Raw genomic sequence first — 25,497 nt, forward strand, 5'->3', positions numbered from 1 at the left:
ATCCGACCGTCGGCCACTGGCCGAACGCCTTGGGCCTGTCGTTCGACCGGCACAGGCTGAGGTTGCGTCACGCAAAACCACCGCGCTTGCTAACGCGCAATTTTCGTGTTGCAATCCCTTCACAATCGGATTGCGGCCGTTCGACTGTGCGTTTCACGACGTTTCTATCCAAGGCTTCGAGAGGCGAAACTTCGGACTTGAAGACTTTGGACCTGAAGACCCGGGAATTGAGCAGACAGCGGAAAGCACGCTTGTGGCGTGGCACGTGGAAAACGTGGCCGCGTCTTTTTTATGTCTAGACTGGGAGAGAGACGATGCCGAAGGGTACCGTCAAATGGTTCAACCCGACCAAAGGCTACGGGTTCATCAAGCCGGCCGTCGGTGACAAGGATGTGTTCGTCCACATCTCGGCGGTCGAACGCGCAGGCCTCAGCACACTCAACGAGAACCAGACCGTCGAGTACGAGCTGGTGGAGAACCGCGGCAAGGCGTCGGCAGAGAACCTCAAGGTTCACTGATCGACGCTGTCGGCGGACTTCGTCCTGATACCTCCCCCGGCTGCATCACCCCGGGGGGATCCTCTCAGGGATTTTCTTTGACGCAGGCGACGCTCCCTAAGGCGCCGGCGCAATCAACGTGCTGTCGGTTGCGACGCTTCCCTGCGTGCTGCAGCGATCGCCTTCCAGCTTGAGCCGGCCGCTCGCCAGCAGCCGCAGCGCCTCCGGATAGATGCGATGCTCGATTCCGATCACGCGTGCGGCGAGCGTCTCCGGCGTGTCATCGTCGGCCACGGTCACCGCGCCCTGCATCACGATCGGTCCGGCATCGGTCTCCGGGATCACGAAATGCACCGTCGCGCCGGACAGCTTGACCCCTGCACGCAACGCCTGGCCATGCGGATCGAGGCCGGGGAAACACGGCAACAGCGAGGGATGGATGTTGAGCATCCGCCCGTACCAGTGCCGCGCGAAATCGGCGGTGAACAGCCGCATGAAGCCGCCGAGGCAAATCAGCTCGACCTTGTTGTCGTCGAGCGCCTTTTGCAGCACCGTCTCGAAGCCGGCGCGGTCCTTGCCGAACGGCTTGCTCGCGATGACGACGGTCGGAATGCCGCTGGCGGCAGCCTTCTCCAGCCCGGGCGCGTCGGCACGGTTGGAGATCACGACCGCGATCTCGGCCGGAAAGTCCGCAGCCTTCGCGGCCTCGATCAGCGCGGCCATGTTGGAGCCGCGGCCGGAGATCAGGATGGCTGTGCGGCGCTTCATCGCGAGAGATCGAGATGACCGTGATAGACCGCGCGATGCTCGTCGTTCGCCTCGATCACCTCGCCGAGCAGCGTCACGGTCTCGCCGCCGGCGGTGAAGGCTTGGGTCACCGCATCGACCGCATCAGCCTTGACGATCGCGATCATGCCGATGCCGCAGTTGAAAGTGCGCAGCAGTTCGAGCTCGGCGATGCCGCCCTGCTCGGCCAGCCATTTGAACACCGGCAGCACCGGCAGCCGCGCCAGGTCGATGCCGACGCCGAGATGCTTCGGCAGCACGCGCGGGATGTTGTCGGTGAAGCCGCCGCCGGTGATGTGGGCGAGCCCCTTCACCGCGCCGGTCTCGCGGATCGCGCGCAGGCAGGATTTCACGTAGAGCCTGGTCGGCGTCAGCAGCGCCGCGCCGAGCGTCATGACCGGCGCGAACGGCGCCGGCGCGTCATAGGCCACGCCGGACAGCTCGACGAGCTTGCGCACCAGCGAATAGCCGTTGGAGTGCACGCCAGAGGAAGCAAGGCCGATCACCGCGTCGCCGGCCGCGATATCCCCGGTCGGCAGCAGGGTGCCGCGTTCGGCCGCGCCGACGGCGAAGCCACCGAGGTCGTAATCGCCGTCCTTGTAGAGGCCGGGCATCTCGGCGGTTTCGCCGCCGATCAGCGCGCAGCCGGATTCGCGGCAACCCTCGGCGATACCGGCGACGATCTGCGCGGTGGCCTCCGGATGCAGCTTGCCGCAGGCGAAATAGTCGAGGAAGAACAGCGGTTCCGCACCCTGCACGACAAGGTCGTTGACCGACATCGCGACGAGGTCGATGCCAATGCCGCCGTGGATGCCAGTCTCGATCGCGATCTTCAGCTTGGTGCCGACGCCGTCAGTCGCGGCCACCAGGACAGGATCCTTGAAGCCCGCGGCCTTGAGGTCGAACAGCCCGCCGAATCCGCCGATTTCGGCGTCCGCGCCAGGCCGTGCGGTGGCCCGCACCATCGGCTTGATCAGATCGACCAGACGATTGCCGGCGTCGATATCGACACCCGAATCCGCGTAAGTGAGCCCGTTTTTGCGCTCGGTCATGCCCAATTCCAGATGATCAGGGGCTGGTTACGAGGAATTCCGCCCCCGCGCAATGGCTCGCGGGCAGCTCGCCGCGATACTATGTAGATAACACCCGGCCGCCGCGCAAAAGAGCCGGATATCGAGTAAAATCAGGCTTCTAGCCGGGAAGCGACTCAAGTTGAGCATACCGAACATCATTACCCTCGGCCGCATCATCCTGGTGCCGGTGATCGTCTGGGCCATCGTGTCCAGCCAGATGGAGATCGCTTTCGCGATCTTCGTGATCGCCGGCGTCTCGGACGCGGTCGACGGCTTCCTCGCCAAGCGCTTCAACATGACGAGCGAGCTCGGCGCCCTGCTCGACCCGCTCGCCGACAAGGCGCTGCTGGTGTCGATCTATGTCGCGCTCGGAATCTGGGGCGCGGTGCCGCGCTGGATCGTGATTCTCGTGGTGTCGCGCGACATCATGATCGTCTCCGCCGTGATTGTGTCATGGTTGTTCGACAAGCCGGTTGAGATGAAGCCGCTGATGGTGTCGAAGCTGAACACGGTGGCGCAGGTCGCATTCGCTGCCTTGGTGCTGGCCTCACTCGGTTTCGGCTTTCAGCCGCATCCCTACGACCTGATCCTGATGGGCCTCGTCACGATCTTTACTTTGGGTTCGGTGTCCCTCTATCTCGTGGAGTGGGTGCGGCACATGAGCACGATCGAGGCTCGGTAGAGCATGATCCGCAGATCGGTTTTCGCGCGACAAACGCGAAGCGTTCGCGCAGAGATCATGCTAGAATAAAGTGGTTTGGAGACTTGTGTGGCCAGTAGCGTTCAACCTCGTCAATTGGCCTTGGCCTTGCCGCACGAGGAGAAACTGACCCGCGACGATTTCCTCGAGGGCCCTGCCAACGAAGCCGCACTGGCGCTGATCGACGGCTGGCCCGACTGGCCGAATCGAATCATGCTGCTGGTGGGCCCCGACGGCTCCGGCAAGAGCCACCTTGCCGCGATCTGGGCCGAGAGCGCCGGCGCACGCGCGACCGCCGCGCATGCGCTGACCGCCGACACGGTGCCGGCGGCGCTCGCGACCGGCGCGCTGGTGGTCGAGGATTTGAGGCCGTCGGATTTCGACGAGCGCGCGATGTTTCATCTGATGAATCTCGCGCGTCAGGACGATGCCTACGTGCTGATCACGGCCCGCATGCCGCCGTCGGCGTTCGAGATCGAGCTGCGCGACCTACGGTCCCGGCTGCGCGCGGTGCCGACCGTGATGCTGCTGCCGCCCGACGACCAGCTGTTCCGCGGCCTGATCGTCAAGTTCTGCGCCGACCGCCAGATGAGCGTGGACGAGCCGCTGGTCAGCTACCTGACCAACCGGATCGAACGCTCCTATACCGCCGTCCGCCAGGCGGTCGAGCTGCTGGATACCGAGGCGCTGCGGCTCGGCCGGCCGGTGACCCGGGCGCTGGCCGCGGAGCTGTTGCGGGACGCCTGAGCGGACCTGCGGCTTGACGGCGCGGGCGGGCGGAACATCAATGTCATCGAAACGTCATCGCAATATCACATGGTCTCTGCGGCCTTCGGCTAGACCGCTCCGGCCCCCTGCCCCGAATTGGACCAGCACTTGATGGACTCGGCACAAGCATCTGAAATCAAAGAGAAAGAGGCGGAACTCCCGCCCGTCCCCGCGATCGCAACCAGCCCCGAGCGATTCATCAACCGGGAGCTCTCCTGGCTACACTTCAACCGGCGGGTACTCGAGGAATCGGTCAATCTCGGCCATCCCGTGCTGGAGCGGGTCCGCTTCCTGTCGATTTCGGCGAATAACCTCGACGAGTTCTTCATGGTCCGCGTCGCCGGCATCAAGGCGCAGGTCCGCGAGGGCATCGCCGAGCGCAGCCCGGACGGCCTGCTGCCGGCCGAGCAGCTCGTGATGATCAACAAGACGGTGTCGCAACTCGCCGCCGACCAGCAGGCGATCTGGAGCGACCTGCGCGACATCCTGTCCAAGGTCGGCATCCAGCTGGTCGATGGGCGCGACGTCACCAAATCCGAGCGCACCTGGATCGAGGATCACTTCCTCCACAACATCTTCCCGCTGCTGACGCCGCTGGCGATCGACCCGGCGCATCCGTTCCCGTTCATCCCGAACCTCGGCTTCACGGTCGCGCTGCAATTGTCGCGGATCTCCGACGGCAAGGCGATGAACGCGCTGATCCGCATGCCCGGCAAGATCGACCGCTTCATCCGGATCCCGACCACGAAGGAAGGCGCTCCGGCGCGGCTGATCACGCTCGAGCAGGCCACTGGTCTGTTCATCGGCCGCCTGTTCCCCGGCTACACCGTCAAGGGCCAGGGTGCGTTCCGCATCATCAGAGACTCCGAACTCGAAATCGAGGAAGAGGCCGAAGACCTCGTGCGCCTGTTCGAGACCGCACTGAAGCGCCGCCGGCGCGGGTCGGTGATCCGGCTCGAGATCGAGGCCTCGATGCCCGAGGAGCTGCGCATCTTCGTGCAGCACGCATTGTCGGCAGCCGACGATGAAGTGATCCTGGTCGACGGCGTGCTCGCGATGAACGAGCTGTCGCAGCTCACCCGCCTCAATCGCCCCGACCTCGAATTCCCGCCCTACGTGCCGCGCCATCCCGAGCGTGTGCGCGACCATGGCGGCGATATCTTCGCCGCCATCCGCCAGAAGGACCTCGTGGTCCATCACCCCTACGAATCCTTCGACGTCGTCGTCCAGTTCCTGCAACAGGCGGCGCGCGATCCCGACGTGGTCGCGATCAAGCAGACGCTGTATCGCACCTCGAACAACTCGCCGGTCGTGCGCGCGCTGGCCGATGCCGCCGAGGCCGGCAAGTCGGTGACCGCGCTGATCGAATTGAAGGCCCGCTTCGACGAGGAAGCCAATATCCGCTGGGCCCGCGACCTCGAGCGCGCCGGCGTGCAGGTGGTCTACGGCTTCATCGAGCTGAAGACCCATGCCAAGCTGTCGATGGTGGTACGCCGCGAGGGCGGCAATCTCACCACCTACGTGCACACCGGCACCGGCAACTACCATCCGGTCACCGCGCGCATCTACACCGACGTCTCCTACTTCACCTCGGATCCGATCATCGGCCGCGACGTCGCGCGGGTGTTCAACTACATCACCGGCTATGCCGAGCCGAGCGACATCGAGAAGATGGCGGTGTCGCCGCTGACGCTGCGCAAGCGGATCATCGAGCACATCCATGGCGAGATCGCCCACGTCAAGCACGGACGCCCGGGCGCGGTCTGGATGAAGATGAATGCGCTGGTCGACCCCGACATCATCGACGCGCTGTATGAGGCCTCGCAGGCCGGCGTCTCGGTCGAGCTCGTGGTGCGCGGCATCTGCTGCCTGCGGCCCGGACTGCCCGGACTGTCAGAGAATATCCGCGTCAAATCGGTGATCGGCCGGTTCCTGGAACACGGCCGAATCTATTGCTTCGGCATGGGACAAGGCCTGCCGAGCACCAAAGCTGCTGTGTATATCTCGTCCGCCGACATGATGCCGCGGAACCTCGACCGCCGCGTCGAGGTGCTCTGTCCGCTGCAAAATCCTACGGTGCATCAGCAGGTTCTCGAACAGATCATGGTCGCGAACCTGAAGGACACCGAGCAGAGCTGGCAATTGTTGCCCGACGGATCGTCAACGCGTATGAAGGCCGCGAAAGGCGAAGAGCCTTTCAACCTGCATGACTATTTTATGACAAATCCGAGTCTGTCCGGCCGTGGTAAGTCTCTCAAGGAATCTTCACCGCGCCGTCTCACACGTCGCAACGAGCGTCAGCAGTCATCGTCTTAAGGGGGCCTTACGGTGAAGCGGCCGCGGAAGCGCGCTTCCAGCGTCGCTGTGATCGATATCGGCTCGAACTCGGTTCGTCTCGTGGTTTACGAGTCGATGGCGCGCAGCCTCATCACCATCTTCAACGAGAAGGCGCTGTGCGGGCTCGGGCGCGAGGTGCAGAGCACCGGCCTGCTCGCAACCGATGCGGTCAACAAGGCGCTCACCGCGCTGCGCCGCTTTCGCGCGCTGTGCAGGATCCAGCAGGTCGGCCGGGTCTACGCGATCGCGACCGCCGCCTGCCGCGACGCCAAGAACGGTCCGGACTTCATCGCCAAGGCCGAGCGGATCTGCGGCGCCAAGATCGAGATTCTCACCGGACCGCGTGAAGCGAAGCTGTCGGCGCTCGGCGTCGTCTCGGGCATACACAATCCGAACGGCATCGTCGGCGATCTCGGCGGCGGCTCGCTCGAGCTGATCGACGTCAAGGGCAACCGCGTACGCAGCGGCGTGACGCTGCCGCTCGGCAGCCTCGCGCTGCAGGACCTCTCGAACAAATCGCTCAAGCGCGCCGAACGCATCGTCAAGAACGAGCTGCTCAGCGTCGCCCAGCTCAAGACCGGCCGCGGCCGCACCTTCTACGCGGTCGGCGGCACCTGGCGCGCGCTCGCGCGCATCCACATCATCCAGAGCGGCTATCCGCTCAAGGTGATGCACGGCTATTCGATTCCGGCCGTCGACGCGCTCGACTTCGCGCAGCGGCTGCGGCGGCTCGCGGCCACCAACATGCTGGCCAACATCGAATCGATCGCCGATGCACGGCGGCCGCTGCTGGCCTACGCCGCGCTCGTGCTCGAATACATCATCCGCGTCGCACAGCCGAAGACCATCGTGTTCTCGACCTTCGGCGTGCGCGAGGGTCTGCTCTACGAGATGCTGCCGCCGGCCGAGCGCGCCAAGGACGGGCTGGCCTGCGCCGCGCAGAACCTCAACGTATTGCTGTCGCGCTCCGCCCGCCACGCCCAGGAACTGACCGCCTGGACCGACCGCCTGGTGCGCGTCGTCAGGCTGCGCGAGACCGAGGAAGACCGCAGGCTGCGTCACGTCGCCTGCCTGCTCTCCGACATCGGCTGGCGGGTGCATCCCGATCATCGCGGCGAGGAAACTCTCAGCCTGATCATGAACGGCAATTTCGGCTCGATCACGCACCAGGGGCGCGCCTTCGTCGCGCTCTCGGTGTTCTATCGCTACGCCGGCCTCAGCGAGGAAAACGAGCCGCCGCCGCAGATCCGCTCGCTGGTGACGCCGGCGATGGACGAGCGCGCGCGTGTGCTCGGCGCCGCGTTCCGCGTCGCACATCTGATCACGGCGGCGCGCACCGGAGTGCTGCCGGCGACACACTTCCGCACCCAGGGCCGCAAGCTGATGCTGGTGTTCGAGCACCGGATGGTGGATCTGGTCGCCGATCGCGTCGGCAGCCGCTTCAAGCAGTTGGCGCGGCTGGTCGGCCGCGCCGGCTCGATCGTGCGCCGCTGAAGCTGCTTTTTTTAACGCGTTTTTTAACGCGAACCGGCGTCCACTTCGCTCGAGAACGCTTCCGTTCACGCCGCCTTGGCGGCGTGCTTGGCCTTCCTGAGCGCGTGGCGGCGCCAGATCGATCCGACGGCCAGCACCACGACGATGCCGAGCACCGCGAGCGTGATCTCGCCACCGTTGCCGCCATGGCCGAATTGCGGCGACATCCCGAGCGACGTCAGCCAGGAATCGAGCTTGGCGCCGAGCGGCCCGGCGAACAGCGCATCGAGCTTCGGATGCACGGCCGGATCGGTTGCGATGACATCGCCGGCGATCCAGCCGAGCAGCGCGGCGCCGGCCCAGACCAGGATCGGCAGCTTGGTGAGCAGCGCCATGATCAGCGCCGCGCCGGCAACGATCAGGGGAACGCTGATCGCAAGGCCGAGCACCAGCAGCGGCACGCTGCCATTGGCGGCCGCCGCCACCGCGATCACATTGTCGAGGCTCATCACGATGTCGGCGACGACGACGATCTGAACCGCGGCCCACAGATGCGAGGCCGCATGCACGCTGTCCTCGTCCTCCTGCTCCGGCACCAGGAGCTTGGCGGCGATCACGATCAGCGCCAGCCCGCCGACCAGCTTGAGGTAGGGCAGCTCCATCAGGCTGGCGACGATGCCGGTGAAGATGACGCGCAGCAGCACCGCCGCGGCGGCGCCGAGAATCATGCCCCACAGGCGCTGGCGCGGTGCGAGCCCGCGGCAGGCCATCGCGATCACGAGCGCGTTGTCGCCCGACAGCAGGACGTTGATCCAGATGATCTTGCCGACGGCGACCCAGAAGGTCGGCGTCGCCATCTCGTTCTTGAACTCGGTGAAGAACGCGCCGATGTACGCCGGATCAAAGATCTGCCACAGCCAGTCCACAGCGAGTCCTATTCGGCCTTACGGCCGCCCCTGGCGGCGGTCGTCCGCCGCTCCCCAGTCTATTTTGACACGGTCTCCTCCAGGAGACCGTGTCACTTTCAGTTGTACGTCGTTAGCCGACGATCTCGTTACCGGCGAAGAACTGCGCGATCTCGATCACCGCGGTCTCCGGCGCATCCGAACCGTGCACCGAATTCTCGCCGATCGACTTCGCGTAGAGCTTGCGGATGGTGCCTTCGGCGGCCTTCGACGGATCGGTCGCGCCCATCACGTCGCGATACTTCAAGATGGCGCCCTCGCCTTCCAGCACCTGGACCACGACCGGGCCGGAGGTCATGAAGTCGACAAGCTCGCCGAAGAACGGGCGCGCCTTGTGGACGGCGTAGAAGGTCTCGGCCTGGCCGCGGGTCATCTGGATGCGCTTCTGCGCCACGACCCGCAGGCCCGCCTTCTCGATCACCGCATTGACCGCGCCGGTCAGGTTGCGCTCGGTGGCATCGGGCTTGATGATCGAAAAGGTGCGTTCAATCGCCATGATTTCGTCCTTGTAAACGGTGGCTGGGAGTTGCCGGGGCTTATATCGGCGCGATGGGGTAACGGCAAGCGACCCTGTGACGCGTTAGCCTTTAGTTTTGATGGATTTTCGCGGCGAAAACCGTCGTCCAGGCGGTCTCCGGACGGGCGCGGCTGGGCTGGCTTACCGCGATTTCACCTAGGTGAACCCATTCTGTCAGCGCCGTGCCGCTGCCGTTCAGTTCCACCCGCATAGGCTCTCCGCTGATCGGACGCCTTGCTGGCCCTCCCAATCCGCAAGCCTCACAGGACGTCTCGGGAAACGATGTCACCGCGGGCGCGCCGCGCGCGCCCATAGCTCGAGGAGACGATCATGTTACGCAAGATTTCGCTTGCCGCCATTGCCGCAATTTCGCTCGGCGCCGCCGCGCTCGCCCCGACCTCCGCCTCTGCCTGGGGCGGTTGGCACGGCGGCTGGCACGGTGGATGGCACCACGGCTGGTGGGGTGGCCCGCGCGTCATCGTCGGAGGTCCGGCCTACTACGGCGGTTACGGATATGGCTACGGCGGCTGCTACGTGCGCCGCGTGGTGCCGACCCCGTGGGGTCCCCGCTGGCGCCTGGTCAATCGCTGCTACTGATCCATTTGGTCTATCGCCTGCTCCCCTGACTGAACTCAGCCCCGGCCTCGCGCCGGGGCTTTTTTCGCCCGTCAGGGAACTCGGCCGCGTGACGCCCCACCACCTCAAGGCGAGAGTAAGGCGGAACGGAAACCAAATTCGGGGTCGCGACTTGTCATGGCAACGATTGACCGAACACGCGAGGTGGAACTCGCCAAGAAACATCCAAGAGATCTACCATGACGATGACAATGACCAAGATCGACAACGACGCCGATCAGATTGACCACAAGACCTGCCGTTATATCTGCGACGCCGTGGGTGAGCGGCTCCAGCAAAGCTTGCGGCCAGAGCCCGCGCTTTCGTCCCGCCTCCAGCAACTCCTCGAGGAGATGCAACGGCGGGAAAACGATCACCATTAGGTATTGCGGGCTCGCAGCAGCGCCATTGCGTTTTTGCAACAGCCGTCCGGAGAGATTTTTACGAGTAGACGGGTTGCGTTTGGCAGCGGGTCCGGTGACAACGCTGCATGCTCTCCATCACTGACATCTCGGTCCGGATCGCCGGACGGCTGCTGATTGATCATAGTTCCGTGCAAATTGTGCCCGGAGCCCGCGTCGGATTTGTCGGCCGCAACGGCGTCGGCAAATCGACGCTGTTTCATGCCATTCGGGGCGACCTCCCGACCGAGAGCGGCAGCATCGCGCTGCCGCCGCGCTGGCGGATCGGCAGCCTGGCGCAGGAAGCACCCGACGGGCCGGAAAGCCTGATCAACGTCGTGCTGAAGGCCGACCTCGAGCGCGACGCGCTGCTGCGCGAGGCCGAGACCGCGCACGACCCGCATCGGATCGCCGAGATCCAGACCCGGCTGGTCGACATCGACGCCCACTCCGCCCCTGCCCGCGCTGCGGCGATCCTCTCCGGCCTCGGCTTCTCGACCGCGGACCAGGCGCGGCCCTGCGCGGAATTTTCCGGCGGCTGGCGCATGCGCGTCGCGCTGGCGGCGACGCTGTTCTCCGCGCCCGACCTGCTGCTGCTGGACGAGCCGACCAACTATCTCGATCTCGAAGGCACGTTGTGGCTCGAGAACCACCTCGCCAACTATCCGCGCACGGTGATCGTGATCAGCCACGACCGCGATCTCCTGGACACCTCGGTCGATCAGATCCTGCACCTCGATCGCGGCAGGCTGACGCTCTACAAGGGCACCTATTCCTCCTTCGAGGAACAGCGCGCCGCGCGCGAATTGCTCGACGCCAAGCACGCCAAGCGGCAGGCCGATGAGCGCAAGCGCCTGCAGGACTTCGTCGACCGCTTCAAGGCCAAGGCCTCCAAGGCGCGGCAGGCGCAGTCGCGCGTGAAAATGCTGGAGCGGATGAAGCCGATCACCGCACTGGTGACCCAGGACGTTCACGAGATCTCCTTCCCGACACCGGAGAAGCTGCTGTCGCCGCCGATCATTGCGGTCGATGATGTCTCGGTCGGCTACGAGCCGGGCAAGCCTGTGCTCAACCGCGTCACGCTGCGCATCGATACCGACGACCGCATCGCGCTGCTCGGCTCCAACGGCAACGGCAAGTCGACGCTGGTCAAGCTGCTGGCGGGCAAGCTCGCGCCGTTCTCGGGCAGGATCACAAAGGCGGATAAGCTGTCGGTCGGCTATTTCGCCCAGCACCAGGTCGACGAGCTCAATCTCGACGGCTCGCCCTATGATCACATCCGCAAGCTGATGCCCGAGACACCGGAGAGCAAGGTGCGCGCCCGCGTCGGCGCGATCGGCTTCTCCGGCAAGGCCGGCGACACGCTGGTGAAGAGCCTGTCGGGCGGCGAGAAGGCGCGGCTGCTGCTCGGGCTTGCGACGTTCTACGGCCCCAACATGATCATCCTGGACGAGCCGACCAACCATCTCGACATCGACAGCCGCGCGGCACTGGCGGAGGCGATCAACGAATTCCCCGGCGCCATCATCATGGTCTCGCACGATCGCTATCTGATCGAGGCCTGCGCCGACCGGTTGTGGGTCGTGGCGAACCAGACCGTCACGGCCTATGACGGCGATCTCGACGAATATCGCCGCATGATCCTCTCGGCCAATGACGGACGGACGGCCTCACGCGAGCGCGCCAGGGAGATCGCCGCAAAGCCCGAGCGCATTCGCAATGAAAGGCGCGTTTCACCCCGACAGCGGATCGCGCAAGCCGAGAGCGAGATCGAGCGCATCAACGGCATCATCGCCAAGATCGATACCGCGCTCGCGCTGCCCGATATCTTCACCCGCGATCCCAAGCAGGCCGCACAGCTGACCAAGGCGCGCGCCGGCGCCGAGAGCGCGCTGCAACGCGCCGAGGAAGAATGGCTGGACGCCAGCGCCGAACTCGACGAGGCCGCGAACTAGATTTGATCCACCGCGCGGAGCCGCATGTTCGGTGTCGTCCCTGCGAAAGCAGGGACCCATAACCACAGATGGTCATTGTTGCGCGATCGCCGAACGACGAGTCCGCATCCGCCGCGGAGTATCGGTCCCTGCTCCCGTGCGCAATTGCGCACTCGGCAGGGACGACGTGTGGAGGGAGCCGTGGGCTCCCATTCGTCTGGTGTCATGCCCGCGCGTGCAGGCCATCGACCTGCTGCTGCGGCAAAAATGCCCTAACCGTGCGCGGTCTTTTTCTTCTTCGGCTTCGCGACCTTCGGCTCCGGCACAGGATCCGGACCACGCTCGACCGACGTCAGGCGTCCCGACGTGAAGGTGTAGATACCGGCGCGCGCGCCGCGCGACCAGGTCACCACCGCGACGCGCTCACCGCCCGTCCCACTGGACAGGTTCACGCTGTCGGGGGCGCCGATGCCGCGCACGACGTCACATTCGGTATGGCCGAGTGCGACATTGCCGCCGGTCGGCTGCGGCGGCGGGGCACCGGGAGCCTGCGCGTTCGCATCGGCAGCCCCCGGTGGCGGCGCCATGCCTGGACAGCTGCCGTCGGCACTGACGAGGTCGTCGTTGGTCACCGGCTTGTCCGGCGTCAGCGGCGGCGATTCGATCGAGATGTTGCGGATGAACACCCGCCCGGGCCGCGAGAACCAGTCTGCATCGCGCGAGAAAATGTCGGATGCGCTCGAGCAACCGGCAAGGCCAGGTGCAAGCACCAGCAGGGCCAGCAGCGACTTCCGAGTGAATGTTCCGTCTCGCACGATCGACAAGGCTCCTAACCCCTATACCTAAGGGGTTGTCCGAACATCACTTTGCGGCATGACCGTGACCCGCCCCGGGAAACGTCGAATTATCATTAATTTGTCGATATCGCTATTGGCGCCGCTGCCAGCGTCCCCGCTCGTCGGTCTGCCAATAGGTGACCTCGAAGCCCCGTGCCTTGCAGGCGGTCCAGCTCTCCCTGGCCGCGGCCACCGCGTCGGGATCGTCGCCGTTGAACACGAGGACCACCCGCTCGTAGCTGTCGCAGTCGGCCGGCAGCGCCGCGTTGTCGACCAGGAAGCGGACGTTGGCCCGGTTGGGATTGCCCTCCTCGATCGACAGAATGATCGGCTGGTCCTGCGCGTCGGCAACGCGCGCGCTTGCGTGCGGCAGGAACGAATCGTCGCTGTAGGTCCACAGATGTGCGTCGAGCGTCTCGGCGCGCTCCTGCGACGTTGATTGCACGACCACGCGCCAGCCGCGCTCGAGTGACTTCTCAAGCAGCGGCGGCAACACGCTCTCCAGCGTCATGTTCTGCAGATGGTAGAACAGAACCTCGGTCATGCGACGGCTGACACTCTACTTCTTGGCTTCGTAATAATCGGAGACGAGCCGCTCGAGCAGCCGGACGCCGTAACCTGAACCCCAGCTCTGGTTGATCTCGGTCTTCGGCGCGCCCATCGCCGTGCCGGCAATGTCGAGATGGGCCCAGGGCGTGCCGTCGACGAAGCGCTGCAGGAATTGCGCGGCCGTGATCGAGCCGCCATTGCGCCCGCCGGTGTTCTTCATGTCGGCGAATTGCGAGTCGATCTGCTTGTCGTATTCGGGACCGAGCGGCATGCGCCACACCTTCTCCCCGGTCTCGAGGCCGACCTTCGCGAGACGCTCGGCGAGTTCGTCATTGTTGGAGAACATGCCGGCGTGATCGGTGCCGAGCGCGACCATGATCGCGCCGGTCAGCGTCGCGAGATCGACCATGAACTTCGGTTTGCACTTCTTGGCGACGTACCAGAGCACGTCGGCGAGCACGAGGCGCCCCTCGGCATCGGTGTTGATGATTTCGATGGTCTGGCCGGACATCGAGGTGACGATGTCGCCGGGACGCTGTGCATTGCCGTCGGGCATGTTCTCGACGAGGCCGATGGCGCCGACTGCGTTGACGCGGGCCTTGCGCGCCGCGAGCGCGTGCATCAGCCCGACCACGCAGGCCGCGCCGCCCATGTCACCCTTCATATCCTCCATGCCGCCGGCCGACTTGATCGAGATACCGCCGGTGTCGAAACAGACGCCCTTGCCGACGAACGCGACCGGCGCCTCGCTCTTCTTGCCGCCGTTCCAGCGCATGATCACGGTGCGGCTGGGCCGTACCGAGCCCTGCCCGACGCCGAGCAGCGCACCCATGCCAAGCTTGGTCATCGCCTTGACGTCGAGGACCTCGACGGTGACGCCGAGCTTGCGGAGCTGGCTGGCGCGGCGCGCGAACTCCTCGGGGTACAGCACGTTCGGCGGCTCGTTGACGAGCTCACGCGCCAGATTGACGCCATCGACGATCGACGATTCGGGCGCAAACGCCTTCTTCGCAGACGCGACGTCGTCGACCGCGATGGAGACCTCGGCCCGCACGGCGCCGTCCTCGCCGTCCTTCTTCTTGGTCTTGTAGCGGTCGAACTTGTAGGCGCGCAGGCGGATGCCGGTGGCAATCGTGGCCGCCTGGGCGGCGGTCATTGCAGCATCGGGCAGTTCCGCGAGGACGGTCATCGCGACGCTGCCGGCATTGAGCTTGCCGGCCACCACGCCGCCGAATTTGAGAAGATCCTTCTCCTTGAGGTCGGCCGCCTTGCCGGTGCCGATCACGATCAGCCGGTCAACCTTGATTCCCTCCGGCGCCAGGATGTCCAGGGCCGCCCCGCTCTTACCCTTGAACTGGTTGGCGGCGGCGGCCCGTTTGACCGTCTCCGCGGCGGCTCCCAGCGCCTTCCTTGTGGCAGCCCCCAGCTTCAATTGCTCGTCGCAAAAGGCGACCAGGATGCCGCGAGCGGACGCGGAGAATGGGACAAAGCCGACCTTGACGGCGTCGGACATAGGAAAATCCTCCAGAACTCAGGGTGTTGCTCGGACCTGAGACGGTCCTTCCGGCACGCGGGGTGAGCATTGCGATGGCGGTCCGGAACGCCCCGGACCGGGCTTGTGACACACTATGACCTGCCGGCTGCGCCGCTGCCAAGCGCGGGAGTGGCCGGAAGGCCACAAAAGCGATTAATTAACCATAAATTAAGCGTGCCTTGGCCCGGCCATTTTGTTGACGGATCAAAGGGATGGTAGTGAGAGTGTGAACAGAGAGTGAGCCGGACGGGTCCGCGGCTCGACCATAGGGGAACCCGGGTTGACGGGATTGGTCGAAAGCCGTGCGTTTGGTTGCGCCAAGGGGGACGTAGGGGTCGTGCGGTAGCGATGGGGTCGGTCGACAAGTACATCTTCAAAACGACGCTGGCGTCGTTTGCGCTTGTCCTGGTCAGCCTCACCGGGGTGATCTGGATTACCCAGGCGTTGCGCGGCATCGACCTGATGACCAGCCAGGGTCAGACCATCCTCACCTTCCTCGGCATCACCGGCCTCGTGATCCCTGCCCTCGTCCTGATCATCGCCCCGATCGCGCTGATGATCGCGATCTCGCACACGCTGAACAAGCTCGCGACCGATTCCGAAATCATCGTCATGAACGCGGCCGGCTTCTCGCCGTTCCGGCTGTTCTACCCATTCTTCTACGCCACCTGCGTGGTGGCGGCACTGGTCGCCTTCATCGGCGCCTATCTCGCGCCCGACGGCATGCGCCGGATCAAGCAGTGGGATGCCGAGATCACCGCCGACGTCCTGACCAACATCCTGCAGCCCGGCCGCTTCGCCCAGCTCGACCAGAACCTGACGATTCGGATCCGCGAGCGCCTGCCCGGCGGCGTGCTCGGCGGCGTTTTCGTCGACGATCGCCGCGATCCGCAGCAGCGCGTCACCATCGTCGCCGATCACGGCACCGTGCTCAAGAACGAGAGCGGCTCGTATCTTGTGCTGGAGGACGGCAATCTCGAGCGATTCGAAGTCGGCAAGCGCGATCCGACGCTGGTGGTGTTTCAGCGCTACGCGTTCGACATGTCGAAATTCTCGCAAGGGCGCGACGTCACGCTCGGAATTCGCGAGCGTTACCTCTGGGAGCTGATGTGGCCGGACGAGAACGATCAGACCTATCAGCAGCTGTCAGGCCAATTCTTCGCGGAGCTGCATGATCGCTTCATGGCACCGCTCTATCCGTTCGCGTTCGCGGCGCTCACCTTTGCCTTCCTCGGCGCGCCGCGCACCACGCGCCAGAGCCGCAACTTCTCGATCGGCGGCTCGGTATTTGCGGTGTTCGGCCTGCGCATGGTCGGATTCGCCTGCTCGGTGGTCGCGGTGAAAACGCCGATCGCAGCGCTCGTGCAATATCTGATGCTGTTCGGCGGCATCGGCGTCGGCCTCTGGATGATCATCGGCGGCGTGGTCGTCGAGCCGCCGCCGCGGCTGATGGAAGCGATCAACAGGAACAACGAGCGCATTGCGCGCCTCTTCCGAAGGCCGGCAACCGCATGAGCATGGTCACAAATACGCTCGGCCGCTATTTCGCCGGCCGATTCGTGATCGCGGCAGTCGGCGTGTTCGCGGGCATCTTCGTGCTGCTCGTGCTGGTCGACTATATCGAGATGGTGCGCAAGACGTCCGGCCTGGTCGGCGCCTCCGCCATCACCGTCGCCGAGACCTCGCTGTTCCGCGTGCCGCAATTGCTCGAAAAGCTGATGCCGTTCTGCGTGCTGATTGGCGCGATGACCTGCTATCTCGCGTTGTCGCGGCGGCTGGAGCTCGTCGTGGCGCGCGCCGCCGGCGTCTCAGCCTGGCAATTCATCTCGCCGGCGCTGGCCAGCGCGATCGTGCTCGGCATCTTTGCGACCACCGCCTACAATCCGGTGTCGGCCAATCTGCGCGAGCTCTCCAAACGGATGGAGGCCGAACTGTTCGGCTCTGCGCCGGGTGGCGGCATTCAGGACGCGTCGGGATTCTGGCTCAACCAGATCAATGACGAGGGCCAGGCGATCATCAATGCGGCGCGCAGCGAACAGCAGGGCGTGCGGCTGACCGGCCTCACGGTGTTCCGATTCGATACGGCGTTGCAGTTCAAGGAACGAATCGAGGCCCGCGAAGCAACGCTCGAAGAGGGCCGCTGGGTGTTCACGGGAGTACGCCGATACACCCTCGACAAGGCTCCGGTGGACCAGGACACCTTCTATTTGACCACCACCCTCACCCCGGCACAGGTGCGCAACAGTTTCTCCACCCCCGAAACTGTGTCCTTTTGGCAACTGCCGAACTACATCCGCTCATCGGAGAGCTCTGGGTTCGCGACGGCTGGCTATCGCTTGCAGTATCACAAGCTCATCGCACAGCCATTTTTGCTGGCTGCGATGGTGATGTTGGCGGCTTCTGTGAGCCTCCGCTTCTTTCGGATGGGCGGCGTGCAGAAGATGGTTTTGAGTGGCGTGGGCGCAGGCTTTCTGCTCTACGTGCTGTCGAAAGTAACTGAAGATTTGAGCAAGGCTGAGTTGATGCATCCCATCGCTGCGGCGTGGTTGCCCGTCGTCGTGGGTAGCCTCACCGGTTTCTTAGCCTTGCTGTACCAGGAGGACGGGTAGTGGCTACTGTCGCCGCCCGCCAGTTGATGTCGCCTGCATTCGGGCGGCGCAGTGCCCTGCGCCCGCAACGAAGCCGCATGGCCGCGTTTGGCGTTTCGATTTCCGCTCTCTTCGCCGCGTTCGTCGTGGTCAGCGCACTCGACGTCGTCACGTCGACGCCGGCTGCCGCGCAGGCGTTCACCTACAATCCGCGTCCGCCGAAGCCGGTCCGTCCGCCGGCCAAGAATGACGGGCAGATGCTCGTTCAGGCGACCGAGGTCGATTACGACTACAACAACTCGCGCATCTCGGCGGTCGGCAACGTCCAGATGTTCTACAACGGCACCAGCGTCGAGGCCGACAAGGTCATCTACGACCAGAAGACCAAGCGTCTTCATGCCGAAGGCAACATCCGCATGACCGATGCGGAAGGCAAGATCACCTACGCCAACATCCTGGATCTCAGCGACGACTACCGCGATGGGTTCGTCGATTCGCTACGCGTCGATACTGAAGACCAGACCCGCATGGCGGCGACCCGCGCCGATCGGTCCAGCGGCAACTACACGGTGTTCGACAACGGCGTTTATACCGCCTGCGCACCCTGTAAGGATGATCCGAAGAAGCCGCCGCTCTGGCAGGTCAAGGGCGCGCGCATCATCCACAACCAGACCGAGAAGATGCTCTATTTCGAGAACGCCCAGCTCGAGTTCTTCGGCGTTCCGATGGCGTATCTGCCCTACTTCTCGACGCCCGATCCGACCGTGAAGCGCAAGAGCGGCTTCCTGATGCCGGGCTTCACCAGCTACACGGCGTTCGGCTACGGCGTCGAAATCCCCTATTATTGGGCGATCGCGCCTGACATGGACGCGACCTTCAGTCCGCGCATCACGTCCAAGCAGGGCGTGCTGCTGCAGACCGAATTCCGCCAACGCTTCGCGGACGGCTCCTATCAGATCCGGCTTTACGGCATCGACCAGCTCGACCAGAAGCAGTTTACCGGCCAGCCGGGCGACCGCCAGTTCCGCTGGGGCGTTGACACCAAGGGCCAGTTCGCGCTGAACGACAAATGGGTCTGGGGCTGGGACGGCGTCCTGCTGTCCGACTACTTCTTCATGTCCGACTACCGGCTCGCCCAGTACAAGGACCCGTTCGGATCGTTCCTGTCGCTGCCGACGGAAGCGATCTCGCAGCTCTATCTGACCGGGGTCGGCAACCGCAGCTTCTTCGATGCGCGCGCGATCTATTATCTCAGCTACTCGGGTAACCAGAACCAGGTTCCGGTGGTCGCGCCGGTGATCGACTACAACAACGTGATCAACCAGAATATCCTGGGCGGCGAGTTCAGCTACAAGATGAACTTCGTCAACCTGACCCGCGAAACCGCGGTGTTCGATCCGATCACGACGACTGCCAACACCAACAGCCTGTGCCTGACCACATCGGCCGATCCGATGGCGCGTACACCGTCGCAGTGCCTGCTGCGCGGCATGCCGGGCACCTACACCCGCCTGACGGCCGAGGCGCAGTGGCGTAAATCGTACACCGACCCGTTCGGCCAGATCTGGACGCCATTTGCCAGCGTCCGCGCCGATGCGATCAACGCCGACATATCGAACCAGCCGGGCGTCTCCAACTACCTGCCGGTCGGCGACACCCAGACGGTCCGCCTGATGCCGACCGTCGGCCTCGAATACCGCTACCCCTTCATCAATGTGCAGCCGTGGGGCACGACCACCGTCGAGCCGATTGCGCAGGTCATCATCCGGCCCAACGAACCCAATGCCGGCAAGCTTCCGAACGAGGACGCGCAGAGCCTGGTGTTCGATACCAGCAACCTGTTCGCAGTCGACAAGTTCTCCGGCTACGACCGCGTCGAGGGCGGCAGCCGCGCCAATGTCGGCGTGCAGGCCACCACGCAGTTCGACCACGGCGGCGCCATCAAGGGGATGTTCGGACAGTCCTACCAGATGTTCGGGATGAACTCGTTCGCGGTCGCCGACGTCACCAACACCGGCATCGACTCCGGCCTGCAGAACCCGCGCTCGGACTACGTCGCAAGCCTCGCCTACTCGCCCAACCGCACCTACACCTTCAGCGTCCGCTCGCGGATGGATGAAGCGACCTGGAACATCAACCGGTTCGAGGCCACGGCGAGCGCGAATTTCGACCGCTGGTCGGTCGCCGTGACGTATGGCGATTACGCGGCGCAGCCGGAACTCGGCTACCTGACGCGCCGCGAGGGCATCCTCACCAGCGGTTCGGTCAAGGTGGCCTCGAACTGGGTGGTTCAAGGCGCGGCGCGCTGGGATCTTGAAGCGAACAAGATCAACCAGTATGCCTTGGGCGCGGGCTATGTGGACGACTGCTTCGTGCTGGCTGCCAACTACGTCACGTCCTATACCTACCAGGCCGGTTCGCAGCCGCCCGTCCTCAGCCACGCGATCATGTTCCAGATCGGGCTGCGGACGATCGCCCAGACCTCCACGACCAGCAGTTCGGCTGGCATGCAGTAGCAAGTGAGGGGCCTACCAGGGGGCTTGTATTGCCCGCGGGCCTGTGGCCCCGGCTTGAATTGGTTTAAACGGCAGACATGACCATACCAACGACCGCTAGCCCGCCAACGCGCCGCCATTCGCTCGTGTTGAGCTCCCTGCTGGCTCTTTTCCTCCTGCTGGGGGGCGCTGCGCGCCTGCACGCCCAGACCATCGCCGTGATGGTCAATGGCGAGCCGATCACCAATTTCGACATCGAGCAGCGCGCCAAGCTTAACGCCCTGACCGGCGGCAAGGCCCCGGATCGAAAGGCCGTCCTCCAAGACTTGATCGACGAGAAGCTGAAGATAAAGGAAGCCAAGAAATTCGGCGTCGATCCCACCGCCAACGACATCGAACAGTCCTACGGCGGCATGGCGCAACGAATGCGGCTGAACAACGATCAGCTGACCAAGGTGCTCGAGAGCAAAGGCATCCGCCCCGATACGCTCAAGCAGCGCATCAGGGCCGACATGGTCTGGACCAGCCTGGTCCGCGGCCGCTTCAAGGAAAGCCTGCAGGTTGGCGAAAAGGACGTCGCCACCGCGGTCAAGGAGACCGGTGAGGCTGCGGACGCGGAGGCATTCGAGTACAGGATGCAGCCGATCGTTCTGATCGTGCCCCGCGGCTCGCCGCAATCCGAGTTCGAGAGCCGCCGCAAGGAGGCCGACTCCCTGCGCGAGCGCGTGACCAGTTGCGAGGAAGCCAACACCTTCTTCAAGTCGATGCGCAACGCAGCGATCCGCGAGATCGTCGTGAAGACGTCGGCGGACCTGCCGCAGTCGCTGCGCGACATCCTGGACAAGACCCCGGTCGGCCACCTCACCCCTCCCGAGCTCACCAAGCAGGGCATCGAGATGGTCGCCCTCTGCGGCCGGAAGGCAACCACCGTGGACACGCCCAAGAAGCGTGAAATGCGGGATAAGATGTACGTGCAGAAGTACGAAGCGAAGTCGAAGGCCTATCTGCAGGAAGTCCGGAAAGCCGCGATGATCGAATATCCAGGCGGGCGGTGATCGACTATCGTTGACGCATGGCTCAACCTCTCGCACTGACATCCGGCGAGCCCGCAGGCATCGGCCCCGACATCACGCTCGCCGCATGGCTGCGCCGCCGCGAACTCGATCTGCCGCCGTTCTACCTGCTTGGCGACCCCGCCTCGCTGGCCGAGCGCGCCAGGACGCTCGGGCTTGCGGTGGAGCTTGCCGAGGTCAGCGCTGAAGAGGCATCCGCGGCGTTTGAACGGGCCCTTCCCGTCGTTGCGACCGGCAAGGCGGCGACGGCGCAACCGGGCAAACCCGACGGGACGAGCGCGGACGCCGCACTGGCGTCGATCCGCCGGGCCGTCGCCGATGTCGCCGCCGGCAAGGCCAGCGCGGTCGTCACCAATCCGATCGCCAAGAACGTGCTGTACCGCGCCGGCTTCCGTCATCCCGGCCACACCGAATTCCTCGCCGAGCTTGCCGCCCGCGGCGGGGCCGCGCCGCAGCCGGTGATGATGCTGTGGTCGCCGGCGCTCGCCGTCGTCCCGGTGACCATCCATGTGTCGGTCCGCGAGGCGCTGGCGCAATTGTCGACCGACCTGATCGTGTCGACCGCGCGGATCGCGGTCGCGGACATGATGGCGCGGTTCGGCCTCGCTTCGCCGCGGCTTGCCGTCGCCGGCCTCAACCCGCATGCCGGCGAAGACGGCACGCTCGGCATGGAAGACGTCGAGATCGTCGCGCCCGCGGTCGATATTCTGCGCCGCGACGGCGTTGCCGTCCGCGGCCCGCTGCCCTCCGACACCATGTTCCACGCGGCCGCGCGCAAGACCTATGACTGCGCGATCTGCATGTATCACGACCAGGCGCTGATCCCGATCAAGACCGTAGCGTTCGAGGACGCCGTCAACGTCACGCTCGGACTGCCGTTCGTCCGCACGTCGCCCGATCACGGCACTGCATTCGACATCGCCGGCACCGGCAAGGCCAATCCCTCGAGCCTGATCGCCGCGCTGCGGCTCGCCGCGCGGATGGCCGCGGCGTCAAGCTGAGTGAGCGCGATCGACGATCTGCCGCCGCTGCGCGACATCATTCGCGAGCATTCGCTGTCGGCGCGCAAATCGCTCGGTCAGAATTTCCTGCTCGATCTCAATCTCACCGCGCGCATCGCCCGCGCCGCGGGCCCGCTGGAAGACTGCACGGTGATCGAGGTCGGGCCCGGTCCCGGCGGACTGACGCGCGCGCTACTGGCGATGGGTGCCAAGCGGGTGATCGCGGTCGAGCGCGACGAGCGTGCGATCGACGCACTGGGCTACATCGTCAAGCGCTACCCCGGCCGCATCGAGATCGTGCATGGCGACGCGCAGCATTTCGATCCCCGTCCCTTGCTTGATGGCGGCAAGGCCAAGATTGTCGCCAACCTGCCCTACAACATCGCAACCCAGCTTTTGGTCGACTGGCTGTCGATCGAGCCGTGGCCGCCCTGGTACGACACGATGGTGCTGATGTTCCAGCGCGAGGTCGCCGAGCGCATCGTGGCCCATGAAGACGAGGAGGCCTATGGCCGGCTCGCGGTGCTCGCCAACTGGCGCGCCGAAACCAAGATCCTGTTCGACATCTCACCCGCAGCCTTCGTGCCGCAGCCGAAGGTCACGTCATCGGTGGTCCGCCTGATCCCGCGCACCGCGCCCGAGCCGTGCGACCGCCGCATGCTCGAGCAGGTCGCGGCAGCCGCGTTCGGCCAGCGCCGCAAGATGCTGCGCCAAAGCCTGAAATCGCTGTCGGTCGATCCGGCGCGGCTTGCTGCCGCAGCCGATATCGACGCGACCCGGCGCGCCGAAACCATTCCGGTCGCGGGCTTTGTTGCCATGGCGCGGGAATTGGCCGATATACGGTCCACAAAATAGAACAACAGGAGAAAACGTAATGGCGCGTATGGTTCGCCAATCCCTCGTCAAATTCGATGCGCCGCTGTGCGAAACCATCGTCGACACGCCGAAGCCCCAGGGACGCGAAGTGCTGGTGCGCATCGAGCGCTGCGGCCTGTGCCATTCCGATCTCCACATCCAGGACGGCTACGCCGATCTCGGCGGCGGCAAGAAGCTCGACACCACCCGCGGCATGACCCTGCCCTTCACGCTCGGCCATGAGATCGCAGGCGTGGTCGACGAGGTCGGTCCCGATGCGCCGAAGGATCTGGTCGGAACGAAGAAGGCCGTCTTCCCCTGGATCGGCTGCGGCCAGTGCCGCGACTGTCTCGCCGGCGACGAGAATCTCTGCGTCAAGCAACGCTTCCTCGGCGTCTCCATCGACGGCGGTTTCGCAACCCACGTGCTGGTGCCCGACGCAAGATACCTGCTCGACTACGATCCGCTACCGGTCAACCAGGCCGCCACGCTGATGTGCTCCGGCGTGACCGCCTATGGCGCGCTGAAGCGCCTGGTCGATCGTCCGCGCCAGCGCAATCTGCTGCTGATCGGTCTTGGCGGCGTCGGCATGATGGGCCTGTCGTTCGCGCAGGCGATGTTCAAGCAGCCGATCACGGTCGCCGATCTCAGCCCCGCGGCGCGCGAGACCGCGCTGAAGAGCGGTGCTGCGGCCGCCTACGATCCGGCTGAGCCCGACGTCGTCAAGCGCATGCTGAAGGAGAGCGATGGCGGCTTCGACGGCGTCGTCGACTTTGCCGGCAACGAGAGGTCGATGGCGTTTGCGGTGTCGACGGTGGCACGCGGCGGCAAGATCGTGGTGTCCGGCCTGATGGGCGGCCAGTTCACGCTGCCGATGGTGCAGTGGGTCTACAAGCGCATGACCATCGAAGGCTTCATGGTCGGAACGCTTGCCGAAGGCCAGGAACTGATGGCGCTCGCCCGCGCCGGCAAGATCAAGCCGACGCCGATGAAGGAAGAGCCGATGGCCGACGTCCAGAAATGGATCGATGAATTGCGGGCCGGAAAAGTCGTGGGACGCATTGTTCTGAAGAATTAAAGCATGATCCGGAAAAGTGCGTAGCGGTTTTCCGAATAGATCATGCTCTTAGGACGCTAAAGCGCGTCCCCGCGCTTTAGCCGACGTCCCGCCGGCCTCGCCCGACAGGAATGGGGGAGGACGCGAATGAGGAGGATACGTTCGACGATCCAGGCATGGGCGGCGCTCGCGTTCGCCCTTGCCGTGACGCCGGCCCTTGCGCAACAGCATTACGGGCCCGGCGTCACCGACAGCAGTATCAAGATCGGCACCACGACGCCCTATAGCGGTCCGGCGTCGGCCTATTCGGCCGGCGCGATCTCGATCACCGCCTATTTCGCGATGATCAACGATCAGGGCGGCGTCAACGGCCGCAAGATCAACTTCATCAGCCTCGACGATGCCTACAGCCCGCCGAAGACGGTCGAGCAGATCCGCCGCCTGATCGAGAGCGACGAGGTGCTGTTCCTCGTCAACCCGGTCGGCACCGCGCCGAACATGGCGGTCGTCAAATACATCAACCAGAAGCAGGTGCCGCATCTGTTCGTCGGATCAGGCGCTACGGTCTTCAACGATCCCGAGCATTATCCGTGGACGATGAGCTGGACGCCGCATTACGCGTCCGAGGGCGAGATCTACGCCCGGTACATCCTGTCGACGCTGCCGGACGCCAGGATCGGCATCCTCGCGCAGAACGACGATCTCGGACGCGACTACATACTCGGCTTCAAGCGCGGGCTCGGCGACAAGGCCGCGACGATGATCGTATCGCAGCAGGCCTACAACACCAGCGATCCCACCGTGGATTCGCAGATCGTGTCGCTGAAGGCCGCGGGCGCCAACGTGCTGTTCATCGCCGCGGTGCCGAAATTCGCGGCGCAGGCGATCCGCAAGGCCTACGATATCGACTGGCACCCGCAGGAATTCCTCTCCAGTATCGGCTCCTCGATCGCGGGCGCGATCCGTCCTGCGGGCTTCGAGGCCGCCAAGGGCGTGATCTCCGCGGCCTACCAGAAAGACCCTGCCGATCCGCAGTGGAAGGACGATCCGGCCATGCAGGCCTGGAACGTCTGGATGGACAAGTACAACCCGCATGTCGACAAGAGCGACTACTACGCACCCTACGGCTACAACATCGGCTACGCGGTGGTGCAGATCCTCAAGCAGTGCGGCAACGACCTGACGCGCGAGAACGTCATGAAGCAGGCCTCGCATCTCGACATGGAGCTGCCGCTGCTGCTGCCCGGCATCCGCCTGCGGACCTCGCCGACCGACCTGCGGCCGATCAAGCAAATGCGTCTGGTTCGTTTCAACGGCCAGCGCTACGTGCTGTTCAGCGACGTGCTCGAGAGCAACTAGGCGTACCCGAGCGCAACCAACAAGCAGGTTCCTCGGCCTCCGGCTCGCCGCAATTGCGACACGCCGCGAGCCCCAATTAAGCCC

The 25,497-nt window shown here is 64.7% G+C and carries 24 protein-coding genes; 16 read left to right on the top strand and 8 right to left on the bottom strand.

The genetic code is table 11. The features are described from left to right. The first annotated feature begins 314 nt into the window (after nt 1–314). Entirely contained in the window at nt 315–518 is a 204-nt protein-coding gene (locus AC628_RS07910; protein ID WP_021079877.1) for a cold-shock protein, read from the top strand. Nucleotides 519–614: 96 nt separating this feature from the next. On the opposite strand, the gene purN is transcribed toward AC628_RS07910, so the two are convergent. Further along, complete coding sequence (gene purN / locus AC628_RS07915; RefSeq protein WP_074126165.1) at nt 615–1,265, bottom strand: phosphoribosylglycinamide formyltransferase; 651 nt, start codon at nt 1,263–1,265, stop codon at nt 615–617. Continuing rightward, nucleotides 1,262–2,335, bottom strand: a complete 1,074-nt coding sequence (gene purM / locus AC628_RS07920) for a phosphoribosylformylglycinamidine cyclo-ligase (RefSeq protein ID WP_074126166.1) — start codon at nt 2,333–2,335, stop codon at nt 1,262–1,264. Before purM ends, purN begins: the two co-directional genes overlap by 4 nt. A 160-nt stretch (nt 2,336–2,495) precedes the next feature. Between purM and AC628_RS07925 the strand changes: the two genes are divergently transcribed. The 4 genes from AC628_RS07925 to ppx all read left to right on the top strand — a co-directional run bounded on the left by AC628_RS07925 (nt 2,496) and on the right by ppx (nt 7,655). After that, nucleotides 2,496–3,038, top strand: a complete 543-nt coding sequence (locus AC628_RS07925; protein ID WP_028332358.1) for a CDP-alcohol phosphatidyltransferase family protein — start codon at nt 2,496–2,498, stop codon at nt 3,036–3,038. An 87-nt stretch (nt 3,039–3,125) separates the two neighbouring features. Beyond that, entirely contained in the window at nt 3,126–3,803 is a 678-nt protein-coding gene (locus AC628_RS07930; RefSeq protein WP_074126167.1) for a P-loop NTPase family protein, read from the top strand. 132 nt (nt 3,804–3,935) lie between these two features. Continuing rightward, the gene (locus tag AC628_RS07935; RefSeq protein ID WP_074126168.1) at nt 3,936–6,140 is read left to right on the top strand and encodes an RNA degradosome polyphosphate kinase; all 2,205 of its coding nucleotides are present in this window, start codon (nt 3,936–3,938) and stop codon (nt 6,138–6,140) included. Between the two features lie 12 nt (nt 6,141–6,152). Beyond that, nucleotides 6,153–7,655 carry an exopolyphosphatase gene (gene ppx, locus AC628_RS07940; RefSeq protein WP_074126169.1) on the top strand — a complete coding sequence of 501 codons (1,503 nt, stop codon included), beginning with the start codon at nt 6,153–6,155 and terminating at the stop codon, nt 7,653–7,655. Nucleotides 7,656–7,720: 65 nt separating this feature from the next. On the opposite strand, the gene AC628_RS07945 is transcribed toward ppx, so the two are convergent. The 3 genes from AC628_RS07945 to AC628_RS43810 all read right to left on the bottom strand — a co-directional run bounded on the left by AC628_RS07945 (nt 7,721) and on the right by AC628_RS43810 (nt 9,327). After that, on the bottom strand, nt 7,721–8,560 hold the full coding sequence (locus AC628_RS07945) for a TerC family protein (protein WP_074126170.1): 840 nt from the start codon (nt 8,558–8,560) through the stop codon (nt 7,721–7,723). Nucleotides 8,561–8,672: 112 nt separating this feature from the next. Continuing rightward, nucleotides 8,673–9,095 (bottom strand): nucleoside-diphosphate kinase, encoded by a 423-nt coding sequence (gene ndk / locus AC628_RS07950; protein ID WP_050425938.1) that lies wholly within the window; start codon nt 9,093–9,095, stop codon nt 8,673–8,675. 91 nt (nt 9,096–9,186) lie between these two features. Continuing rightward, nucleotides 9,187–9,327 (bottom strand): hypothetical protein, encoded by a 141-nt coding sequence (locus tag AC628_RS43810; RefSeq protein ID WP_168193328.1) that lies wholly within the window; start codon nt 9,325–9,327, stop codon nt 9,187–9,189. A 119-nt stretch (nt 9,328–9,446) separates the two neighbouring features. Here AC628_RS43810 and AC628_RS07955 point away from each other — a divergent pair, with 119 nt between their 5' ends. The 3 genes from AC628_RS07955 (at nt 9,447) to AC628_RS07965 (ending at nt 12,087) form a co-directional block, all read left to right on the top strand. Next, on the top strand, nt 9,447–9,713 hold the full coding sequence (locus AC628_RS07955) for a hypothetical protein (protein WP_050627571.1): 267 nt from the start codon (nt 9,447–9,449) through the stop codon (nt 9,711–9,713). A gap of 230 nt (nt 9,714–9,943) precedes the next feature. After that, a complete protein-coding gene (locus AC628_RS07960) occupies nt 9,944–10,114 on the top strand; it encodes a hypothetical protein (protein ID WP_168193329.1) in 171 nt (56 codons plus the stop codon). Nucleotides 10,115–10,221: 107 nt separating this feature from the next. After that, nucleotides 10,222–12,087 carry an ABC-F family ATP-binding cassette domain-containing protein gene (locus AC628_RS07965; RefSeq protein ID WP_074126172.1) on the top strand — a complete coding sequence of 622 codons (1,866 nt, stop codon included), beginning with the start codon at nt 10,222–10,224 and terminating at the stop codon, nt 12,085–12,087. Between the two features lie 251 nt (nt 12,088–12,338). On the opposite strand, the gene AC628_RS07970 is transcribed toward AC628_RS07965, so the two are convergent. From AC628_RS07970 to AC628_RS07980, 3 genes are all read right to left on the bottom strand, one after another. Continuing rightward, nucleotides 12,339–12,890 carry a hypothetical protein gene (locus tag AC628_RS07970; RefSeq protein ID WP_083632704.1) on the bottom strand — a complete coding sequence of 184 codons (552 nt, stop codon included), beginning with the start codon at nt 12,888–12,890 and terminating at the stop codon, nt 12,339–12,341. 103 nt (nt 12,891–12,993) lie between these two features. Beyond that, nucleotides 12,994–13,446: a DNA polymerase III subunit chi gene (locus tag AC628_RS07975; RefSeq protein ID WP_074126173.1), complete on the bottom strand. Its 453-nt coding sequence runs from the start codon at nt 13,444–13,446 to the stop codon at nt 12,994–12,996. A gap of 15 nt (nt 13,447–13,461) precedes the next feature. After that, nucleotides 13,462–14,964 carry a leucyl aminopeptidase gene (locus AC628_RS07980; RefSeq protein ID WP_074126174.1) on the bottom strand — a complete coding sequence of 501 codons (1,503 nt, stop codon included), beginning with the start codon at nt 14,962–14,964 and terminating at the stop codon, nt 13,462–13,464. Nucleotides 14,965–15,333: 369 nt separating this feature from the next. On the opposite strand from AC628_RS07980, the gene lptF reads away from it, so the two are divergent. From lptF to AC628_RS08020, 8 genes are all read left to right on the top strand, one after another. Beyond that, entirely contained in the window at nt 15,334–16,500 is a 1,167-nt protein-coding gene (lptF, locus tag AC628_RS07985; RefSeq protein ID WP_050425932.1) for an LPS export ABC transporter permease LptF, read from the top strand. Next, a complete protein-coding gene (gene lptG, locus AC628_RS07990) occupies nt 16,497–17,594 on the top strand; it encodes an LPS export ABC transporter permease LptG (protein ID WP_074126175.1) in 1,098 nt (365 codons plus the stop codon). The genes lptF and lptG overlap by 4 nt, the downstream gene beginning before the upstream one ends. Before the next feature lie 77 nt (nt 17,595–17,671). Continuing rightward, nucleotides 17,672–20,089 carry an LPS-assembly protein LptD gene (locus tag AC628_RS07995; protein WP_074126176.1) on the top strand — a complete coding sequence of 806 codons (2,418 nt, stop codon included), beginning with the start codon at nt 17,672–17,674 and terminating at the stop codon, nt 20,087–20,089. Nucleotides 20,090–20,166: 77 nt separating this feature from the next. After that, on the top strand, nt 20,167–21,123 hold the full coding sequence (locus tag AC628_RS08000) for a SurA N-terminal domain-containing protein (protein ID WP_074126177.1): 957 nt from the start codon (nt 20,167–20,169) through the stop codon (nt 21,121–21,123). A 17-nt stretch (nt 21,124–21,140) separates the two neighbouring features. Further along, nucleotides 21,141–22,142 (top strand): 4-hydroxythreonine-4-phosphate dehydrogenase PdxA, encoded by a 1,002-nt coding sequence (gene pdxA, locus AC628_RS08005; RefSeq protein WP_074126178.1) that lies wholly within the window; start codon nt 21,141–21,143, stop codon nt 22,140–22,142. Next, a complete protein-coding gene (gene rsmA / locus AC628_RS08010) occupies nt 22,143–22,997 on the top strand; it encodes a 16S rRNA (adenine(1518)-N(6)/adenine(1519)-N(6))-dimethyltransferase RsmA (RefSeq protein WP_074126179.1) in 855 nt (284 codons plus the stop codon). It begins immediately after the preceding gene. A 19-nt stretch (nt 22,998–23,016) separates the two neighbouring features. After that, nucleotides 23,017–24,075 (top strand): alcohol dehydrogenase, encoded by a 1,059-nt coding sequence (locus tag AC628_RS08015; RefSeq protein WP_074126180.1) that lies wholly within the window; start codon nt 23,017–23,019, stop codon nt 24,073–24,075. A gap of 126 nt (nt 24,076–24,201) precedes the next feature. After that, a complete protein-coding gene (locus AC628_RS08020) occupies nt 24,202–25,413 on the top strand; it encodes an ABC transporter substrate-binding protein (protein WP_074126181.1) in 1,212 nt (403 codons plus the stop codon). Nucleotides 25,414–25,497 lie beyond the last annotated feature (84 nt).

The organism is Bradyrhizobium sp. NAS96.2, from assembly GCF_001908235.1.
GTDB lineage: Bacteria > Pseudomonadota > Alphaproteobacteria > Rhizobiales > Xanthobacteraceae > Bradyrhizobium.

What these genes read in the sequence shown, in the direction of transcription:
- AC628_RS07965 (WP_074126172.1), top strand. Translation starts at nt 10,222, where the DNA reads ATGCTCTCCATCACTGACATCTCGGTCCGGATCGCCGGACGGCTGCTG.
- AC628_RS08020 (WP_074126181.1), top strand. Translation starts at nt 24,202, where the DNA reads ATGAGGAGGATACGTTCGACGATCCAGGCATGGGCGGCGCTCGCGTTC.
- AC628_RS07975 (WP_074126173.1), bottom strand. Translation starts at nt 13,446, where the DNA reads ATGACCGAGGTTCTGTTCTACCATCTGCAGAACATGACGCTGGAGAGC.
- AC628_RS07910 (WP_021079877.1), top strand. Translation starts at nt 315, where the DNA reads ATGCCGAAGGGTACCGTCAAATGGTTCAACCCGACCAAAGGCTACGGG.
- AC628_RS07980 (WP_074126174.1), bottom strand. Translation starts at nt 14,964, where the DNA reads ATGTCCGACGCCGTCAAGGTCGGCTTTGTCCCATTCTCCGCGTCCGCT.
- lptF (WP_050425932.1), top strand. Translation starts at nt 15,334, where the DNA reads ATGGGGTCGGTCGACAAGTACATCTTCAAAACGACGCTGGCGTCGTTT.
- AC628_RS43810 (WP_168193328.1), bottom strand. Translation starts at nt 9,327, where the DNA reads ATGCGGGTGGAACTGAACGGCAGCGGCACGGCGCTGACAGAATGGGTT.
- AC628_RS07955 (WP_050627571.1), top strand. Translation starts at nt 9,447, where the DNA reads ATGTTACGCAAGATTTCGCTTGCCGCCATTGCCGCAATTTCGCTCGGC.
- AC628_RS07995 (WP_074126176.1), top strand. Translation starts at nt 17,672, where the DNA reads ATGGCCGCGTTTGGCGTTTCGATTTCCGCTCTCTTCGCCGCGTTCGTC.
- pdxA (WP_074126178.1), top strand. Translation starts at nt 21,141, where the DNA reads ATGGCTCAACCTCTCGCACTGACATCCGGCGAGCCCGCAGGCATCGGC.
- purM (WP_074126166.1), bottom strand. Translation starts at nt 2,335, where the DNA reads ATGACCGAGCGCAAAAACGGGCTCACTTACGCGGATTCGGGTGTCGAT.
- purN (WP_074126165.1), bottom strand. Translation starts at nt 1,265, where the DNA reads ATGAAGCGCCGCACAGCCATCCTGATCTCCGGCCGCGGCTCCAACATG.
- ndk (WP_050425938.1), bottom strand. Translation starts at nt 9,095, where the DNA reads ATGGCGATTGAACGCACCTTTTCGATCATCAAGCCCGATGCCACCGAG.
- AC628_RS07960 (WP_168193329.1), top strand. Translation starts at nt 9,944, where the DNA reads ATGACCAAGATCGACAACGACGCCGATCAGATTGACCACAAGACCTGC.
- AC628_RS08000 (WP_074126177.1), top strand. Translation starts at nt 20,167, where the DNA reads ATGACCATACCAACGACCGCTAGCCCGCCAACGCGCCGCCATTCGCTC.
- AC628_RS07935 (WP_074126168.1), top strand. Translation starts at nt 3,936, where the DNA reads ATGGACTCGGCACAAGCATCTGAAATCAAAGAGAAAGAGGCGGAACTC.
- AC628_RS08015 (WP_074126180.1), top strand. Translation starts at nt 23,017, where the DNA reads ATGGCGCGTATGGTTCGCCAATCCCTCGTCAAATTCGATGCGCCGCTG.
- lptG (WP_074126175.1), top strand. Translation starts at nt 16,497, where the DNA reads ATGAGCATGGTCACAAATACGCTCGGCCGCTATTTCGCCGGCCGATTC.